The organism is Parafrankia sp. FMc2, assembly GCF_041008525.1.
Lineage (GTDB): Bacteria > Actinomycetota > Actinomycetes > Frankiales > Frankiaceae > Parafrankia.
In genome coordinates this window covers 14,972-31,765 of the sequence record NZ_JBFLUG010000092.1, presented here as the reverse complement: position 1 = coordinate 31,765, position 16,794 = coordinate 14,972, and the positions used below count along the sequence as shown (strand labels likewise).

General features: G+C 69.9%; 12 protein-coding genes and 2 pseudogenes. 3 read left to right on the top strand and 11 right to left on the bottom strand.

Going from position 1 to position 16,794, the window contains the following annotated elements:
- A pseudogene (locus tag AB1460_RS25475) lies at window positions 1–551 on the top strand (transposase); the annotation flags it as partial.
- A 751-nt stretch (window positions 552–1,302) separates the two neighbouring features.
- Here the strand turns inward: AB1460_RS25475 and AB1460_RS25470 are convergent.
- The 7 genes and pseudogenes from AB1460_RS25470 to AB1460_RS25440 form a co-directional block, all read right to left on the bottom strand.
- Window positions 1,303–1,449 (bottom strand): annotated as a pseudogene (locus AB1460_RS25470) (hypothetical protein); the annotation flags it as partial.
- A gap of 270 nt (window positions 1,450–1,719) precedes the next feature.
- On the bottom strand, window positions 1,720–2,481 hold the full coding sequence (locus tag AB1460_RS25465) for an ABC transporter ATP-binding protein (protein ID WP_368964634.1): 762 nt from the start codon (window positions 2,479–2,481) through the stop codon (window positions 1,720–1,722).
- 126 nt (window positions 2,482–2,607) lie between these two features.
- Window positions 2,608–5,313, bottom strand: a complete 2,706-nt coding sequence (locus AB1460_RS25460) for an ABC transporter permease subunit (RefSeq protein WP_368964633.1) — start codon at window positions 5,311–5,313, stop codon at window positions 2,608–2,610.
- A 188-nt stretch (window positions 5,314–5,501) separates the two neighbouring features.
- A complete protein-coding gene (locus AB1460_RS25455; RefSeq protein WP_368964632.1) occupies window positions 5,502–6,032 on the bottom strand; it encodes a pyridoxamine 5'-phosphate oxidase family protein in 531 nt (176 codons plus the stop codon).
- A gap of 88 nt (window positions 6,033–6,120) precedes the next feature.
- Window positions 6,121–6,930, bottom strand: a complete 810-nt coding sequence (locus AB1460_RS25450) for an enoyl-CoA hydratase-related protein (protein ID WP_368964631.1) — start codon at window positions 6,928–6,930, stop codon at window positions 6,121–6,123.
- Window positions 6,923–7,894 carry an amidohydrolase family protein gene (locus tag AB1460_RS25445; protein ID WP_368964630.1) on the bottom strand — a complete coding sequence of 324 codons (972 nt, stop codon included), beginning with the start codon at window positions 7,892–7,894 and terminating at the stop codon, window positions 6,923–6,925. Before AB1460_RS25445 ends, AB1460_RS25450 begins: the two co-directional genes overlap by 8 nt.
- A gap of 145 nt (window positions 7,895–8,039) precedes the next feature.
- A complete protein-coding gene (locus tag AB1460_RS25440; protein WP_368964629.1) occupies window positions 8,040–9,512 on the bottom strand; it encodes a carboxylesterase/lipase family protein in 1,473 nt (490 codons plus the stop codon).
- 167 nt (window positions 9,513–9,679) lie between these two features.
- On the opposite strand from AB1460_RS25440, the gene AB1460_RS25435 reads away from it, so the two are divergent.
- Window positions 9,680–11,425, top strand: coding sequence for a class I adenylate-forming enzyme family protein (locus AB1460_RS25435; RefSeq protein ID WP_368964628.1), 1,746 nt, complete (start codon window positions 9,680–9,682; stop codon window positions 11,423–11,425).
- Complete coding sequence (locus tag AB1460_RS25430; RefSeq protein WP_368964627.1) at window positions 11,394–11,951, top strand: HtaA domain-containing protein; 558 nt, start codon at window positions 11,394–11,396, stop codon at window positions 11,949–11,951. Before AB1460_RS25435 ends, AB1460_RS25430 begins: the two co-directional genes overlap by 32 nt.
- 95 nt (window positions 11,952–12,046) lie before the next feature.
- Here the strand turns inward: AB1460_RS25430 and AB1460_RS25425 are convergent, their stop codons facing one another.
- From AB1460_RS25425 to AB1460_RS25410, 4 genes are all read right to left on the bottom strand, one after another.
- A complete protein-coding gene (locus AB1460_RS25425) occupies window positions 12,047–12,880 on the bottom strand; it encodes an SDR family NAD(P)-dependent oxidoreductase (protein WP_368964626.1) in 834 nt (277 codons plus the stop codon).
- Window positions 12,877–13,860, bottom strand: a complete 984-nt coding sequence (locus AB1460_RS25420; protein ID WP_368964625.1) for an enoyl-CoA hydratase — start codon at window positions 13,858–13,860, stop codon at window positions 12,877–12,879. The genes AB1460_RS25425 and AB1460_RS25420 overlap by 4 nt, the downstream gene beginning before the upstream one ends.
- A 182-nt stretch (window positions 13,861–14,042) precedes the next feature.
- On the bottom strand, window positions 14,043–14,774 hold the full coding sequence (locus AB1460_RS25415) for a cyclase family protein (protein WP_368964624.1): 732 nt from the start codon (window positions 14,772–14,774) through the stop codon (window positions 14,043–14,045).
- A gap of 434 nt (window positions 14,775–15,208) precedes the next feature.
- Window positions 15,209–16,603 (bottom strand): aldehyde dehydrogenase family protein, encoded by a 1,395-nt coding sequence (locus AB1460_RS25410; protein WP_368964623.1) that lies wholly within the window; start codon window positions 16,601–16,603, stop codon window positions 15,209–15,211.
- Between the last annotated feature and the right edge of the window lie 191 nt (window positions 16,604–16,794).

The following is a 16,794-nucleotide window of genomic DNA, read 5'->3' as shown; positions in this document are numbered from 1 at the left end:
CGTTGCTGTGGCGGGTCAAGGCCAGCCTGCGGCTGCCGCCGCTGCGCGCGTTGTCCGACGGCTCGTACCGGACGGTCCTGGTCAACCCGAAGATCACCGGGAAGGCGCGGGACGCACTCGTCGCCGCGGCCCGGGCCGGTGAGGCACTCGACCCGGCGAAGGCCCGCTACGCCCGTCTCGTCGAGTACGACGTGCCCGACCGCGACGGCGACGGGAAACACGAGATCATCGCCCTGCTCACCACCATCCTCGCCCCACGGGAGGCGACCGCGACCGCCCTGGCCGGGGCCTACCGGCACAGGTGGGAACACGAGATCGGCAACAAGCAGCTCAAGACCTATCTACGCGGCCCGGGGAAGGTCCTGCGCTCGAAGCATCCCGACACCGTCTACCAGGAGATCTGGGGCTACCTGCTCACCCACCACGCGATCAGCGCGCTGACCTGCCAGGCCGCGACCGCCGCCGGGATCGACCCCGACAGGATCAAGTTCAAACGCGCCGTCAGGATCATCCGGGACCGGGTCACCACCGACCCGGCCTTTTCCCCCTGACCAGCGGGCACGCACCCAGGGCGAGATCGCCACCGACATCACCCGGCCGACCCGGCTCAACACCCGCCGCGAACGCACCTACCCCCACGTCGTCCGCCGGGCCCGCCACACCAGTACCCGGTCAAGAAACCCGGCCAGTACGGCATCCGCCACCACGCCCCGCCCACGATCAGGCTCGCCAACCCCGCGAAACCCCAAGCCGCAGCTTGATCGACTTAGCGGAAGTGGCATTGAGGCTCACGCAGTGAAACACAACATCGTCCGCCACCGCTCGAATGGAACGGTCGGGAACTCGCGCGCCATCCAGGCGTCAAGGCCCCAGCGCAGATAGATGTTGGCCGCCAGCGGCGGAGAATGGACCACCCTGGACTATGCCCATGGTTCTTTCTTGCAGTGTTCCGTCGGCATGCTTCATCGGCGCTTTCAGGCAGCGTCCATGTACATCAGGACCCATTTCTGGTCCGTGTGGTACGCCACCGCCTTCGGGAGCTTTTCCCACGGCACGGTGTCGAAGAACTTCCGCACGTCCAGATCAACGACCCAGTCGTGCGACCAGCACCGCTTCCGGCAGACCTCGAGCGCCTGGCGCTGCGAGCGGCCTGGGCTGTAGCCGCACGAGTCCCGGTGGAACCCCGATCGCCTCGATCATCCGACTGGCGAGCGGGGTGAACCGGGCGTGCGGACTCGTCAGACCCACGACCTGCTCCGCGAACGTCACCCGCGGACAGCCGGCTGTCAGACAGCGGAACCGCCGGACCAGCAGATCAATCTCGACGTGAGCACCCGCGATCGCCGCATCGACCAACCGGCGGCGATACCGCCCGTAGACCCGCTCCGAGACCACCCCGCACCCGGGGCACGCACCACCGGCTGCTCGAACACGGGCCCGTAACCGCAGCCGATCACCAGACCGGTCAACCCGATCAACAACGAGACGCGCACGGTGCGGAAGGAGAACCCCAAGGTCAGAGAGGCACCCGGCACATGATCACAGAAGGTCCATCGTGGTCAGCGCGCACCCCGGGGTCAGCCTGATCACAAGATCAGGGACAGATCCTCGCTGTTTGGGGGACGATTCCGCGGTATTCAGCCCCCGAATCGCAACCCGAACGAACAACAGCGAGCAGCTGAGGTGGGCCGGCTGGTGGTGCGGGGGTGGCGCGGGGGTCTAGGCGGCGCCTTCGCCGATGTACTTCTCGAACATGTTTCCCTGGAGCAGGCCGCTGGCGGCGCCGTCGTACGCGATCTCACCGCGGCGGAGCACGTAGGCCTGGTCGGCGATGGCCAGGGTGCGCAGCGCGTACTGGTCCACCAGGAGCAGGGCGACGTCCTTCTCGCGCAGGGTCTTCAGGAACTCGAAGACCATGTCCACGATGATGGGCGCGAGGCCGAGCGAGGGCTCGTCCACCAGGACCAGCTTCGGGTTCGCGACGTACGCTGCGGAGAGCGCCAGCATCTGCTGCTCGCCGCCGGACAGGGTTCCGGCCTTCTGCGAGAGCCGCTCGCCCAGCCGGGGGAACACGGACGTGGCGAGCTCGATGGCCTCCTTGGGACGGGCCGCGCTGGACTGCATCAGCAGGTTCTCTCGCACGGTGAGGTTGCGGTACACACCGCGCCCCTCGGGCACGTGGCACATGCCAGCCTTGGCGCGGCGGGCAGCGGACGCCTTGGTCACGTCCACGCCGTCGACAAGGACCGCTCCGTCGCTCGGCCGCATCAGGCCGGACGCCACCCGAAGCGACGTCGTCTTGCCGGCGCCGTTAGGACCGATCAGGGCGGTCACCGAGCCGGGAGCCACCGTGAGGGAAACGTCGCGCAGCACGGCGGTGTTGCCGTAACTGGCGTTGATGCCGCGCAGTTCGAGCGCGGCGGCTCGGGACGCCGGTGCCGCGGCCCCGTTCGCCTCGGCCAGGGTGAGCTGGTCAGTCACGGCCGCACCGTCCTCCCGCTAAACCATCGCATTGAGTGTTTCTTGCTGGCCCATCCCATTGACGGGGCACTTGCCCTTGGGCACTTCCCCATGAGTGCTTTCTTCTGGGTTTCGTGATGGTCGATGTCATCGGGCCGCCGCCTCGATCAGGTCGGAACGGCTCTCGGTCTCGGAGCCAAGGTAGGCGGCCTGCACGACCGGGCTGGTGCGGACCTCGTCCGCGGTGCCGTGGAAGAGCAGCTTTCCGAAGTCGAGGACGTAGATCTCCGCGCAGATGCGCAGCACCAGGGCCATGTCGTGCTCGACCAGCAGAATGCCGCAGCCGCGCGTCTCCACGACCCTGGTCAGCGTCTCGCCGAACCTCTCGGTCTCGGCCGGGTCGAGGCCCGACGACGGCTCGTCGAGCAGCAGTGTGTCGAACGGGCCGCTGAGGCACCGGGCGAGCTCGACCAGCCGGCGCTGACCGGTGGACAGCTGCCCGGCGCTCACGCCGCGCAGGTCGCTTATTCCGCACAGCTCCATGGCGTACTCGGCCGCCTCCAGGGTCGCGCGCCGCTCGGAGCGGGTGGCAACGACCTGGCCGCGCAGATTGGAGCCGGCCATCCCGGACTCGATGCCGAGCGCGACGTTCTGCCCGACGGTCAGCGAGTCGGCGAGCTGCATCAGCTGGAAGGTCCGGCCCAGCCCACGGCGGCCGCGCGCGGCGGCGTTCAGGCCGGTGACGTCCTGGTTCTGGAGCAGCACCTGGCCACTGGCCGGGGTGAGCAGGCCGCTGGCGGCGTTGAACATCGTGGTCTTGCCGGCGCCGTTGGGGCCGATGAGACCGGTGATCTGGCCGATCGGGGCCGCGAGACTCACCGCGTCGACCGCGGTGCGCCCGCCATACCGGATGGTCAGGTCGCGGACCTCGAGACCGCTGGTGTTCGGCGGCATCGTCCACGGATCGACTCCGAGCTCGACGAACGGGCCGGTGTTCTTCTTCCGCGCGAACGTCTTGTCGATCCAGTCGCGGGCCCGTTTCGGCAGGGTGTCCGAGCCGCCCTGCGTCGCCACGACGATCGCGGCGAAGCCGAACAGCACGTTCAGCCATGGCTGCGCGTTGGGGCTGTGCCAGAAGGCCGGGACGAGGGCGGAGACCACCGCGACGACGGCGTACCAGGGCTCCCGGAACGGCATCAGGGCAAGCGTGGCGACGAGGACCAGCGAGTAGTACGCCGCGTAGTACTGGTCGCCGAGCACGGTGTAGTTGATCGTGCTGCCGTAGAGGATGCCGCCGATCCCAGCGAAGTAGCCGGCGATGCAGAAGACGATCAGCCGCAGCAGGTTCGTGTTGAGGCCCAGGGTGCGGACTGCGAGCGGCGCCTCGGACAGGCCGCGCAATGTGCGGCCCAGGCGGCTGGCGTGGATGACGATCATCAACAGCGCGCCGACGACGAAGAAGGCGACGACGACGTAGTACCAGCTCTCGTCGGACTCCATCCCGCCCGGGCGCGGCATCGGGCGACCGGTGCCGGTGGTCCCGAAGAACCAGTCCTTCTGGTACGCCCAGGCCTCCATCGAGAGTCCGAAGCCGAGCGTGGCCAGAGCCAGGAACAGACCCTGCAGTCGGATGGCCGGGAGCGCGAGAAGCCCCGCGACCGGAACCACGATCAGGGCCGAGAGCAGCACACCGATAACCCAGGGGAGGTTCCAGGCCTCCGCGACCTGCGCGAAGGTGACTGCGCCGATGGCGGCGAAGACCGCCTGGCACAGCGAGACCATGCCGGCCGTGCGGACCAGGAGGCCGAGGGAGAACAGCACGATCGTCTGGGTCAGACCGACGGTGAGGTACGTCAGCTGGCCGTCGAACAGAACCGGCCCGAGTAGCAGCAGCGCCAGAACCACGACGCCTGCGATGACACGGGTGGTGGCCGGCCCCTGGTAGGGGATCTTCGGTGGCTGCTCGGAGCGGGAGGGCAGGTCGAGCCTGCGCTTGGGGATCGCCATCAGCGCGATCAGCAGCACGATGAACGGCAGCGCCGTGTTGAGGCCGCGCAGCGCCGGTGCGTCGATGGCGAACTTGGTGATCACGTTCGAGAACACGCCGATGACCAGGGCTCCGGCGTAGGTCAGAGGGATGTTCGAGAAGGCCCCGACAGCCGCCGCCCCGAAGGCCTGCACCACGAGGAAGGTCATGGTCACCGAGTCGATGCCCGCCGTCGGGGCGATGAGCACGCCGGACAGGGCGGCGAACGACGAGCCGATGCTCCACGACAGGCCTTGGACCCCGCGCGGGCTGGTGCCGTGCAGGGCGACCAGGTCCGGGTCGTTGACCACCGCGCGCATCGCCAGGCCGGTGCGGCTGACCCGGAAGAAGTAGTAGAGCAGCCCCACCGCGACCAGTGAGATCGCGATGATGGTCAGCTGGGCGTAGGTGATGTTGACACCGCCGACCCGGACGATCTCGGTCGCCTTCGGCAGGAAGGGCTCCGGGCGCAGGGCGTTGAAGCCGTACTTGACCGTCGCCAGGCCCTGGACCAGCAGCACCAGGCCGACTGTCGCGACGACCTTGAGCGCCGGCCGCTGGTTGCTCAGCTTGAGGCTCACCGCCGACAGCAGCAGGCCGGCTAAGGGCCCGAACACGAACACCGCGAGGATGCCGGACAGCCACCAGTTGAGTTCCTGGTCGATGTGCAGCCAGTAGAAGACGAACGCGGCGGCCGCGGCGATCGCCCCGTGTCCGATGTTGAAGATGCCGGAGGTCTTGTACGTCAGGACCAGGCCGGTTCCGGCGAGGCCCAGGACCGAGCCGGTCACCAGACCGGCGACGATGAAGGGCAGGAAGGTGTCCACGGCCTACCTCGGGTCAGCTGGCGGACGCGCGGGCGCCGGCCAGATCACTGTCGACTACGTCTTATGCCCTATCGATGGAACAAAGCAGCTTCTAATAGTCGAGCAATAATGCTGGACCGGAGGCGGGACGTCAACGGGCGGCCTGGCACCCCTCGTGACAGGGCTCTGGCGGCAGGCTCTCGGGCGCCCTAGGGGGTGGCCCGGCGGGGCCGCAGGGCCGGGTTCTTTCGGAAGTCCCAGCTCACCAGCCGGGTGGGCATCAGGCGCAGCCAGGCGTGCCGGCCGTCGGCGACGAAGTCGGGGGTTCCGGAGTACTTCTCGGCGTAGCGGCGCTCGATGTCCGCGAACTCCGGCCGGTGCTCTGCCGTCTGGTGCGTTGCGGTCAGGTGCGCTGCTGTCTCGCGCCCTGCCGTTCTCGGCACCTCCGAGGCGATCTCGACCGAACCCGCGAGCTCCACCCCGCGCAGCTCGTTGAACTCCACGCCGGCGTCGATCACCACGGAGACGCGTGGGTCGCGCTGCAGGTCGGCCCAGCGCTGGCTTCGGACGATCGAGTTCAGCCAGAGGGCGGACCCATCCCAGACGAACCACAACGGCACGACGTGTGGATGGCCGTCGACACGGCTCGTGGCCACCCGGCAGACCCGCTCCCCCGCGAGGAAGGCGTCCACCTCGTCGGGACTCATCGCGATCGACCGGCCGCGCCGCTGCTCCCTCATCGGATCTCCCTCATGCGTCCGGCCCGCTTCACGCCCGCTCGTCCAGCACGATCCGGTCCTCCGGCGTGGCTCGCGGATCCGGGCCGCGTCACGCCCGGTCCTCAAGAACGCGCCAGCGGACGGCGTCGTCCGGGACCCAGCGGGGATGGCGTCGCTCCTCGAAGGCCGCGTTCCCCTCGGTGCGGTCGTCGGATGTCAACAGCGTGGTCATCGCCTCCTGCGTGGTCCGCCATCCGACCTCGTCAGCGCTCTCGGAGACCGAGCGCAGGCCGGCGAACAGATGGGTCACGGCCGCGGGGGCGCTCACGCAGGTCGCGAGCGCGAGCTCAAGCGCGCTGCGCAGCACCTCGTCGGCTTCGGGGGCAGGGCCGGCATCGACCAGGCGGTTCACCAGGCCGAGCTGGTATGCCCGCTCGGCGTCCAGGTGACCGGCGGTCAGCATCAGTTCGAGGGCCACGTTGCGCGGGAGTCGGTCCGGTGCGCGGAACAGTCCGCCGGCGGCGGGCACGCGACCGCGCGTGGTCTCGGGCAGCGCGAACCAGGCGGCGCGCGCGGCTACGACGAGGTCGGCCGCCAGCACCAGCTCGAAGCCCCCGCCCAGCGCTGGCCCGCCGACCGCCGCGACCAGCGGTTTCGTCCGGCGCCGCTTGATGACCCCGTACATCCCGCCGCGTTCGGTGTGCGGACCGGCGCCCGTTCGCAGATCGGTGCCAGCGCAGAAGAACGGGCCTTCCGCCGCGAGCACCCCGACGCGCAGGTCAGGGTCGTCGTCGAGCCGGCCGAACGCGGCATCCAGCGCGAGGGTCATCTCCTCGTTCACGGCGTTGCGCTTCTCCGGCCGGGCCAGTGTGACGAGCAGCACCGGCCAGCGCACCTCGACGCGGACCAGCTCAGCCACGCCGCGCCTCCGTGCCGGATTCCGCCGACTCGGGATCCGCTGTCTCCGGTTCCGCTGGCTCCGGTCCCGACGATTTCAGTCCCGCTGACTCCGGTGCCGCTGTTTCGGGTCCCGCGGCCAGCGGCTCGGTCCATCCCAGCCAGGTGGCCAGGGCGCGGCCGCGCACCAGCGCCTGCTCGTCGCTCTCGAGGTCGGGCAGGTGATGGATGAAGACGTCGACCAGGTCGGCGTAGGGCACCGGCAGCCGGGACAGGTCGGAGCCGAAGAAGACCCGGTCGGCCCCGAACGCTTCGACCAGGCGGTAGACGGCCTCGGTGATCGACGGGTACGGCGGCTTCTCGGTCCGCAGGTCAAGGAAGCACGGCAGCGCCGACGCCTTAACCGCGATGCCCGGGTACTCGGCCAGCTGGGTCAGCGGAGCCACAGCCTCGGTCAGCGGGCGGTCGGCGGTCTCGACCGCGGCGTGGTCGACGGCGATCCTCAGCCCGGGGTACGCCCGCGCCAGATCGCGGTGGAGGTCGTAACGGCCGGGCGCGTAGATGCTCAGTGGCACGCCATACCGCTCGGCGGCGGCGAAGAAGCCGCTGTCGCGGGCGGCGGACAGTGTGCCGGCGACATCCCCGCGGTTGAGCGACATGCGGATCGCGCGCATCCCGGCGATGCCGCGCCAGTCCGCGAGCTTCTCGACCTCCGCCGGGTCACCCGTGGCCCAGCGGCAGATCGCGCCGAACTGGCTTGGGTCGGCGGCCGCTGTCGCGAGCACGTAGTCGTTGCGCGATCCCTCCCAGGTCGGGCCGAGCAGCAGCGCCCCGGACACGCCGGCCCTGGCCATCACGTCCCGGACCTCCGGCACCTCCAGCGGCTCGGGCCGCTGCGGTTCGATGGCGTCGGCTGGCCAAGGCCGCTCCGGTGTCGACGCCTTCCACACGTGGATCTGCGCATCGAGGACCAGCGGCGCCGTCATGCCATCCGCCCAGTGGAAGCACTGCGAACTGCTTGCGCCAGCACTGCTCGTGCCAGCACTGCTCGTGGCATGCCGGCTCGTGCCAGCGCTGCCCGTCGCATGCCCGCCTGGGTCAGGACTGCTTGTGATTTCACCGCTTGTGGCATCACAGGGACCGGCCCGACCACGACTCGCGGGCCTCTGCCCAGGGGTCGGTGACCGTCTCGCTGGTCAGGTCCAGGCGGCGTACGTGCCCATCCGTGCCGTAGCCCGGCCAACCTGGGTCGCCGTCGCGAACGAAGGAAACCCAGGCCGCGTGCACCTCGTCGGCGAGGGCCTGCGGCGCGCCAGGTCCGCGCAGCGCGATGCCCCACGGGTCGTCGAGCGTGTCGAAGACGAACGGGATCTCGATCGTGTGGCAGGCGCCGACATGACCGTCATACGTCGGGGGCTGCCAGGCGAACTGATACGCGTGCACCGGATGCCTGGCGTCACGCCGCGCGGCGATCAGCCTCTCCGTCGGCGCGACACAGAACCAGTCGGACTGGATGGCGACGAACAGCTCGGCCGGGCTCGCTCCGGGCCGCCGCGACCGATACGCCGAGATCAGCGCCGCCGGCTCAGGGTGGATGCGAGCAGTCGTGGCCAGGAGTGCCTCGTCCGTGAGCTTGTCCCACATCCCGGTGGGGGCGACGAACAGCCCGTACTCCTGCGCGTTCGCGCCGATCAGCAGGTCGACGTCGGGGCCTGCGCCGGCGGCCACGGCCTCGAACGGGTGCTCGGGCAGAATGTCGCCGTCGATGACCGGTTGGAAGGTCAGCCGGGTGAACTCAGAGAACCGCGGGTCCTGGCCGGAGGTCATCCGGTCCATGACGAGGTTGCTGGCGGCGTGCAGCTTGTCGACGGGTACCTGCGCGATGGCCGCGGCCGTCGGCTCGACGCCCAGCTCAGCGCCCAGTTCGGCGACCACCAACCGGCCCCGCTCGACGGTGTGCACGTGGTGCGCGGTGCCGCTCTGCGAGATGACCCGGCGGAAAAGCCCACGCGCCCGCGGCACGGCGAGCAGGGTGCAGGCCGCCATTGCGCCGGCCGACTCCCCGCAGATCGTGACCCGGCTGGGGTCGCCGCCGAAGACCGCGATGTCCGCCCTGACCCATTCCAGCGCGGCGATCATGTCGAGCAGCCCTCGGTTGGGGACCGCGTCGGGGAAGAACCCGAACCCCTCGGCGGCGAGCCGGTAGTTGATGCTCACGGCGACCACGCCGTGGCGGGCGAACGCCGTGCCGTCGAAGGCGGTGGTCGAGCCGGCGCCGGTGGCGAACCCGCCGCCGTGGAAGAAGACCAGCACCGGCGCCGACCCCTCGACGTCCGGCGTCCAGATGTTGAGGTTGAGCCCGTTCTCGCCCGGTCTAACCGGATCGGGCAGCAGCGCGTCCATGACGGGCGACCGCTGTGGCGGGGTCGAGACGGTCGGCCCGTACGCCGTGGCGTCGGCCACGCCCTGGTGCCGCTCGGGCTGCCGGGGGGCGGCGAAGCGCGCCTCGCCGACGGGCGCGGCCGCGTACGGGATCCCTTTGAAGGCCCAGCCGTGGCTGGTCGGTTCCCCTCGGAAGGCGCCCTGCCGGGTGGTCACATCCACGCCCCACACCTCTCTACGAGCCTCGACGAGCATTCAGACGATCTCTACCAGCTTCAACGATCTCTACGAGCTTCAACTTGTGTTGTTATGATGGAACACCATCGCAGCCGCCCCCGCCAAGGGCGATCGCGCCCGCGAGAAGGCTGTGCGAAAGGTGGTGGCTAGTCATGCCGCTGGACGAGGTGTCCCGGCTCCGGATTCTGACCGCGCCCGGCGGGCCGTTCCCGCTCGCGGAGATCGACCTCGGCCACGGCACCGTGGAGGTGTTCGACCGGGACCCGCGCACGATGCGGGGCGCGTTCCTGTCCACGGCGGCCCACGCCGACCGGACGGCGCTCGTCTACCAGGGCCGACGCTGGACCTACCAGGATCAGTGGGACACGGTCGTCGCTCTCTCCTACGCTCTGCGGGGCCTCGGCGTCGCCAAGGGTGACCGCGTCGGCATCGCGATGCGCAACTACCCCGAGTTCGTCTTCTCGTTCTGGGCCACGCAGCTCATCGGCGCCGTGGCCGTCCCCTACAACGGCTGGCTGCGGACCCGCGAGCTCGTCGAGGTCATGTCCGAGTCCGGCCCTGTCGTGCTGGTCGCGGACCGGGAGCGCATCGCCCTCCTCGCCGACATCGACCTGGCCGGGATGGGCGTTCGCACCGTCGTCGCGGTGCGCTGTGAGGAGACCCCGGCGGCCCTGAGTGAGGTCGTCGACTTCGACGCGCTCGTCGCGGGCGCCGCCGACGCCGGGGGCGCGGCGGCCGCCGGCTCGGTTCTTGGCCCGCCGGAGGCCGACGTGTCGCCCGAGGACCCGTCGACGATCATGTTTTCCTCCGGCACCACCGCCAAGCCCAAGGGCGTGATGCACTCGCATCGCAACCACACCGCGTCACTGCTCAACAAGGCCATCCGGGCGGTGCGAATCGTGCCGGCGACGCTCGAAGGACCGCACGAGATCCTTCCGCCGGCGCCATCCACCAAGGTCGTGACCTTCCCGTTGTTCCACGTCGCCGGGCTCAACACGCTCTACACGGCGGCCTACTCCGGGCACGCTCTGGTGCTGATGTACAAGTGGGACGCCGAGGAGGCCGTGCGGCTGGTAGAGGCCGAGCAGGCCAACGAGGTGGCTGGTCCGCCGTTCGTGGTCCAGTCCTTCCTCGCCGCCGCGGCGGCCACTACCCACGACCTGAGCAGCCTGCGCATCATCGGGATGGGCGGGTCGGCCGCGCCGACCACGATGATCGACGCGGTGGCCGAGCGGTTCGGCGAGCAGGTCATGGTGCGCACCGGCTACGGGCTGACCGAGACCACCTCGGGCGTCGTCTCGATCTCCGCGGCGGACTTCGCCGAGCATCCCGACAGCGTGGGCCGGCCGCTCCCGACCGTCGAGGTGGCCATCCTGGATGAGAAGAGCGAGCGGCTCGGCGTGGGCGAGGAGGGCGAGATCGCCATCCGCGGCCCGCAGGTGGTCGCCGGCTACCTCGGCCTGCCCGACGCCGACGACTTCCGCGACGGCTGGTTCCGGACCGGTGACCTCGGCCGGATCGACGACAGCGGGCTGATCTACATTGTCGGCCGGCTCAAGGACACCGTGATCCGCGGCGGGGAGAACATCCAGTGCGCGGAGGTCGAGGCCGTGCTCATCGCGCATCCCGACGTGGTCGAGGCCGCGGCGTTCGGCGCTCCGCATCCGACACTGGGTGAGGAACTGGTCGCCGTGGTCCGGCCGCGCCCCGGCGCTGTGGTCGCGGCCGAGGAACTACGCGTGTTCGCCGCCGAGCGGCTGGCGGCGTTCAAGATCCCGGTGCGCATCGCCGTGTCCGACATCCCGTTGCCGCGTACGCCGAGCGGCAAGGTGATCAAGCGGGAGATCGTCTCGACGCTGCGTCTGGATGACCTCGTCCGGCCCTCCGCCGGCGTCTGATCGGCGCGGATCCGTGCACGAGTTGCGCTGGAGCATGCGCGCCAGCTTCTTCCATTACGTCGCCGGGCTGCGGGATGGGCGGGCCTCGGTCTCGGATGGCGCGTCGTTGATCATGGATGACCCGCAGCTGGTCGTCTACCCGGCGGACCCGGAGCGGACGACCGACCAGGTGCTCGCGTTCGGCGGGGACCTTCGGCTCGGCGGCCACGGCGGGCTGCTGTTCGTCCGGCTCGCCCGCCCGCGGATCACCGTCGGCGCGACCGAGCGGGAGCCGGCCGTGCTCTCGGTCAACGATCCGATGACCCCGGACAAACCACTGAGCCAGGACGACCGTCCAACCCAGGACGGCAGGCCGAGCCAGAACGGCGCTGGTCGCAGGCTCGACCTGGTCACGCTGCGTCTGGTCCCCACCCTCGATGGCTGGGCTGGCGTCGACGTCAGGCTCACCGAGGCCGGCGTCGGGCTGTTCAACAACGTCTACGCCGCCGGCGCCCCCTTCGACCCGCTAACCATCACCCGCCGCTGACCGGCACCCATCGAAGAAATGCCAAGGGCCGGCCCACCGCTGATTCGGTGGGCCGGCCTTCGCGCATCCCACGTCCTGGGCTCTGGTGCTCGGAGTCAGGCCTGGCGGTCGGGCTCGGGCGAGTCGACGTTGAACAGGCTGTGGTTGCCGCCGTCCACGACGATCGACTCACCGGTCACGTGCCCGGCCAGCGGCGAGACGAGGAACAGCAGCACGCTGGCGATGTCGGATGGGTACGCCAGCTTGCGCAGTGGTGTCTTTTCGATGTTCGCCTCGACCAGCTCTCTGGTCCATCGCGGGTTGGCCTGCTGCCGAGGGGTCCGGATGATCCCGGGCGCCACCGCGTTGACCCGGACGCCCAGCGGCCCGAACTCGACCGCGGCCGTGCGGATCAGCGACATCAGCGCGGCCTTCATCGCGCCGTACGCACTGAGGTTGGGCGAGCTCGCCAGGCCCGCGACCGATGCGACGAAGGCCATCGAGCCGCCGGTGCCGGTGCGCTCCCAGAACTTCGCGGCGTAGGTGATCGCGAGGTAGGCGTGCTTGACCACGAGATCGAGATGGTAGGTCCAGTCGTCGTCGGACAGGTCCTGGAGCCGCTTGTACCTAGCGAGGCCGACGATGTCGACGACGCCGTCGAGCCGGCCGAACCGCTCCCCGACGAAGTCGAACAGCGCGGCGACCGACTCGCGGTCGGTGATGTCACCGGTCCAGGCGACGCCGCCCGCCTCGGCCGCGACCTTCTCGGCCCGCTCCGCCTCGCGGTCGACGCAAACGACGGTCGCGCCGAAGGCGGAGAGGGCGTGCGCGGTCTGCCGACCGATACCGAAGCCGGCGCCGAGGATGACGTGCACCTGCTCGTCGAGCCGCATCAGGCCCGCGTAGTCGGGGGTCCAGTCTGCGTCGCGATCCACCCAGGGCGTGGTCATCGACCGACCTCCGCGTTCGTCGCGGCCCCGCCCTCGGCGCCGCCACCGGAGGCCGAAGCAGCCGGCGCGGGCGGCGAGGCTGGTGGGGAGACGTCCTGGTCGCCGTTCGCCGAGGACGGCCGCTTGCGCCACTCGACGGCGCCGTCCGCGACGGTCGCGTGGGCGACCCGGCCGCCGTGGATCTCCGCCCAGTGCGCGTGGTTGATCTGATGCAGGCTGAAACAGGCCTGCAGCGAGTTGTAGAAACCCATGTTGTCCTGCGTCTGGTTGACGGCTTCCTTGATCATCAATGCCGTCATCGTGGGCCGCCTGGCGATCTCGCGCGCGTACTCGAGGGTCCGCTCGGCCAGCTCGTCGGCCGGGTAGATCTGGCTGACCATGCCGATCCGGTGCGCCTCCTCGATGGAGACGTCACCGCCGGTCAGCATCAGCTCCTTGGTCCGCCGCAGCCCGAACTCCCAGGGATGGGCGAAGTACTCGACCCCGCACATCCCGAGCCGGGTGCCGACCGGGTCCGAGAAGGTGGTGCCCTCAGCGCCGACGATCAGGTCGCAGGACCAGGCGAAGGTCAGCCCCGCCGCGTGCACCGGCCCCTGCACCGAGCAAACGGTGATCTTGCGCAGGTTCCGCCAGCGGAGCGAGTTCTGGTAGTAGTAGTGCCACTCCTGGAGGATGCGCTTCTCCGCGCTCCGCCGGGTGGCGCCGTTGCTCTGGAAGGTTGGGTGCTGGTCGGGGCCCTCGGCCCGCTCCTCGGCCCGCTCCGGCGTCCCCATGTCATGGCCGGATGAGAAGGTCATGCCGTTGCCGGCCAGGATCACGACGCGCACGGTGTCGTCGGCCTCCGCGCGCAGCATCGCCTCGTCCAGCTCGACGAGCAGGCCGCGGTTCTGAGCGTTGCGGTACCGCGGCCGGTTGAGCGTGATGCGGACGATCGTGCCCTCGTCCAGCGGCTCGTAGGTGATGAACCGGTAGTCCGACATGGGTGTCCTCTCGTGTCCGGCGACCGGCGCGCCATCGATGGTCGCCTGGCTCAACCATAACAATGACACGATTAGCGTGCAGTGCGGGCCGACAAGCGGCCAGCCGCGGGCGCGGCGCGGACGGCGCGGACGCGTCTGGACGGGTCCCTACGGCGCGGGTGCGGCGGCGCGGGCCGGGCGTTCTACTTGATCGCGATGGGGTTCAGCGGCGAGCCGACCGCGCCAGTAACGGTGAGCGGCTGGGCGCTGAGGAAGAACTCGTACACACCGTCGGCCGCGCAGTCGGCGGCCAGTTCCTCCAGGTCCCAGATCTCCCCGATCAGGACCCCCGCGTTGACCAGGAAGATCACGTGCAGGGCGAACTTCGCCTCCGGCAGGGACTCGCTGGGCACGCTCTCCAGCCCCCACGTATCACCCGCGACGGCGGCGATCCCGCGCGGCAGCAGGTAGTGCGCGCTGCTCACACCCAGCCCAGGCGCCGGACCAGCGGCGTAGTCACCCCAGTGCTCCTCGCCCTCCTGCCTGCGGCGGAGCATGTGCCCGGTGCGGATGAGGACGATGTCGCCCTGGCCGATCTCCACGCCCTGGGCCTCGGCGCAGGCCTCCACGTCGACATCCTGGATGGCATCCTCGGGCTCAAGCCAGTCCACGCCGTAGAAGCGCGGGAAATCCAGCAGGACACCGCGTCCAACGACCCGGCTCGCGACCTGGGCGATGCTGTTGTGGACGGCGCCCTGGCTCGTGACCGTCTCAGGGCCGTGCCCGTTGTAGGTCACCCCGTCGTAGAAGACGTGGCAGAAGGCATCCCACTGCGTCGCGCACTGGAGCGGCATGTAGACGCCGTCGTCCGTCGACTGCATCCCGTGCCGGGCGTTCTCCCAGTCGGCCAGCAGGTCGCCGCCATGCTTGAACATCAGATGCTGGGGGTTAACCCGCGCTGTCCTCGACGGCATCGGCCCATCGCGGTCCAGGGGGATGGCGAGTGAGAAGGTCCTTCCGGTCCGAGCCAGGGTCGCGGCGGCGGCGACCCTGCCCGGGGTGATGTTGTTAAGCGCGCCCGCCTCGTCGTCCGGGCCCCATCTGCCCCAGGTGCGGTAGCTCTCCGCGATCGCGTCGAGTTCGGCCTTGGTATACGTGCGCCGGGGCGAGACGGTGCGGCGAGTGTTGATCGGAGCGCTCCTCGAGTCTCGGTGGCGACGTCACCGCCGTGTGCCGCCACCACTCGTGCATCGCGGCCGGTCCGGCAGAGGCCGGCCCGGCGGCGACACGCGGGCTGGACGAGCAGGTGGGATGGGTCCTGGTCCGGGGACCGGCGCCAGAGCCTTCCGGTGCCAGTACCTCTCTGGTGCTAGGCGGGGAAGCCGTAGGTCTTGAGGTTGGCGAACATGTCGATGCCGGTGCGGCCGCCGAGTTCGCGGCCCACACCCGAACGCTTGGTCCCGCCGAACGGCGCCTCGGTCGGCGAACCGAGGAAAGTGTTCACGCCCACGCCGCCGGTGTCGATGCGGCCGGCCACCTTCAGGGCCTCCTCCTCGTCACCGAACACGGCTCCGCCGAGCCCGTACGGGTTGTCGTTCGCGAGCTTCACCGCGGCCTCGGTGTCCGCCACCCGGAAGATCACTCCGAGCGGGCCGAACGCCTCCTCGCGGTAGAGCCGCATCTCGGGGGTCACGCCGGTGATGACGGCCGGCTTGAAGAAGAAGCCGGGGCCATCCACCTTGCCGCCTTCGAGGAGCACCGTCGCGCCCTTGGCGACCGCGTCGTCGAGTTGTTCCTGGAGAAGGTCGACGGCGGCCTGGCTGGACATCGGCCCGACCGTCGACTTCTCGTCGAACTGGTCGCCGATGACCTGCGAGGCGAACACCGCGACGTACCGCTCGGTGAGCTCGTCCGCGACGCCCTCAGTCGCGATCACCCGCTTCGGCAGCGCGCACGCCTGGCCGCCCAGCACCAGCCGGCAGGCCGCGGCGGTGCCGGCGGCGAGCTCCACGTTCGCCGAGTCGAGCACGATGAACGCGTCCGAGCCGCCGAGCTCCAGCACGACCGGCTTGATGTGCCGGCTGGCCTGCTCGCCGACGGCCGAGCCCGCGCGGTCGGACCCGGTGAGCGTCACGGCGCGCACACGGTCGTCGGCGATCAGGCTCGAGACTTGGTCCGTTGAGGCGAGAATCGTCTGGTAGCAGCCGTCGGGGAAGCCGGCCTCGCGGAAGATCTCGTCGTACATGAGCGTCGAGCCGGCGCAGATCTCGGCCGGCTTGACGATCACGGTGTTCCCGAGGATCAGGTTGGGGGCCGTCGCGCGCATCGCCTGGTAGAGCGGCGCATTCCACGGTTCGACGCCGAGCACGACACCGACCGGCTCGCGGCGAAGCACGAGCTTGGAGAACCCCGGCGAGGAGATCACCTCGTCGGCGAGCTGCGCCTCACCGTGCTCGGCGTAGTAGCGGAACATGCTGACCGCGCCCTGGCCCTCTCCGATCGAGTAGGGAAGGATCTTCCCCATCTCCAGCGACGCCTGCCGGGCGAGGTCCGGCAGCCTGGCCTCGATCAGGTCCGCCACCTTGGTGAAGAGCGCGACGCGCTCCGCGAGCGGGACCTCGCGCCAGGCCAGGTACGCCTGATGCGCCAGCGCCAGCTTCGCCTCCAGCTCGGCGTCGGTGAGGAACGGGTACTCCCGCAGTACCTCACCGGTCGCCGGGTTGAGTGTCCGGTAGGTACGTGTGGTGGGCGGAGCTGCGGTCACCGGGGTCCTCCTGGCAGGCACGTCGCTGTGATGGTCAATCACAGTTGCAGTTAGCTCATAACACTAGTGCAGCACGACTCAAAGCGCGAGACCCCGGCCGCGCCAACGGATGCCCGGACCGCCGCACTTAATGTTGACCACAACTTGCAGTGTGAGCCACGATGGGTTCAAGACGATTTGAATCACAATTG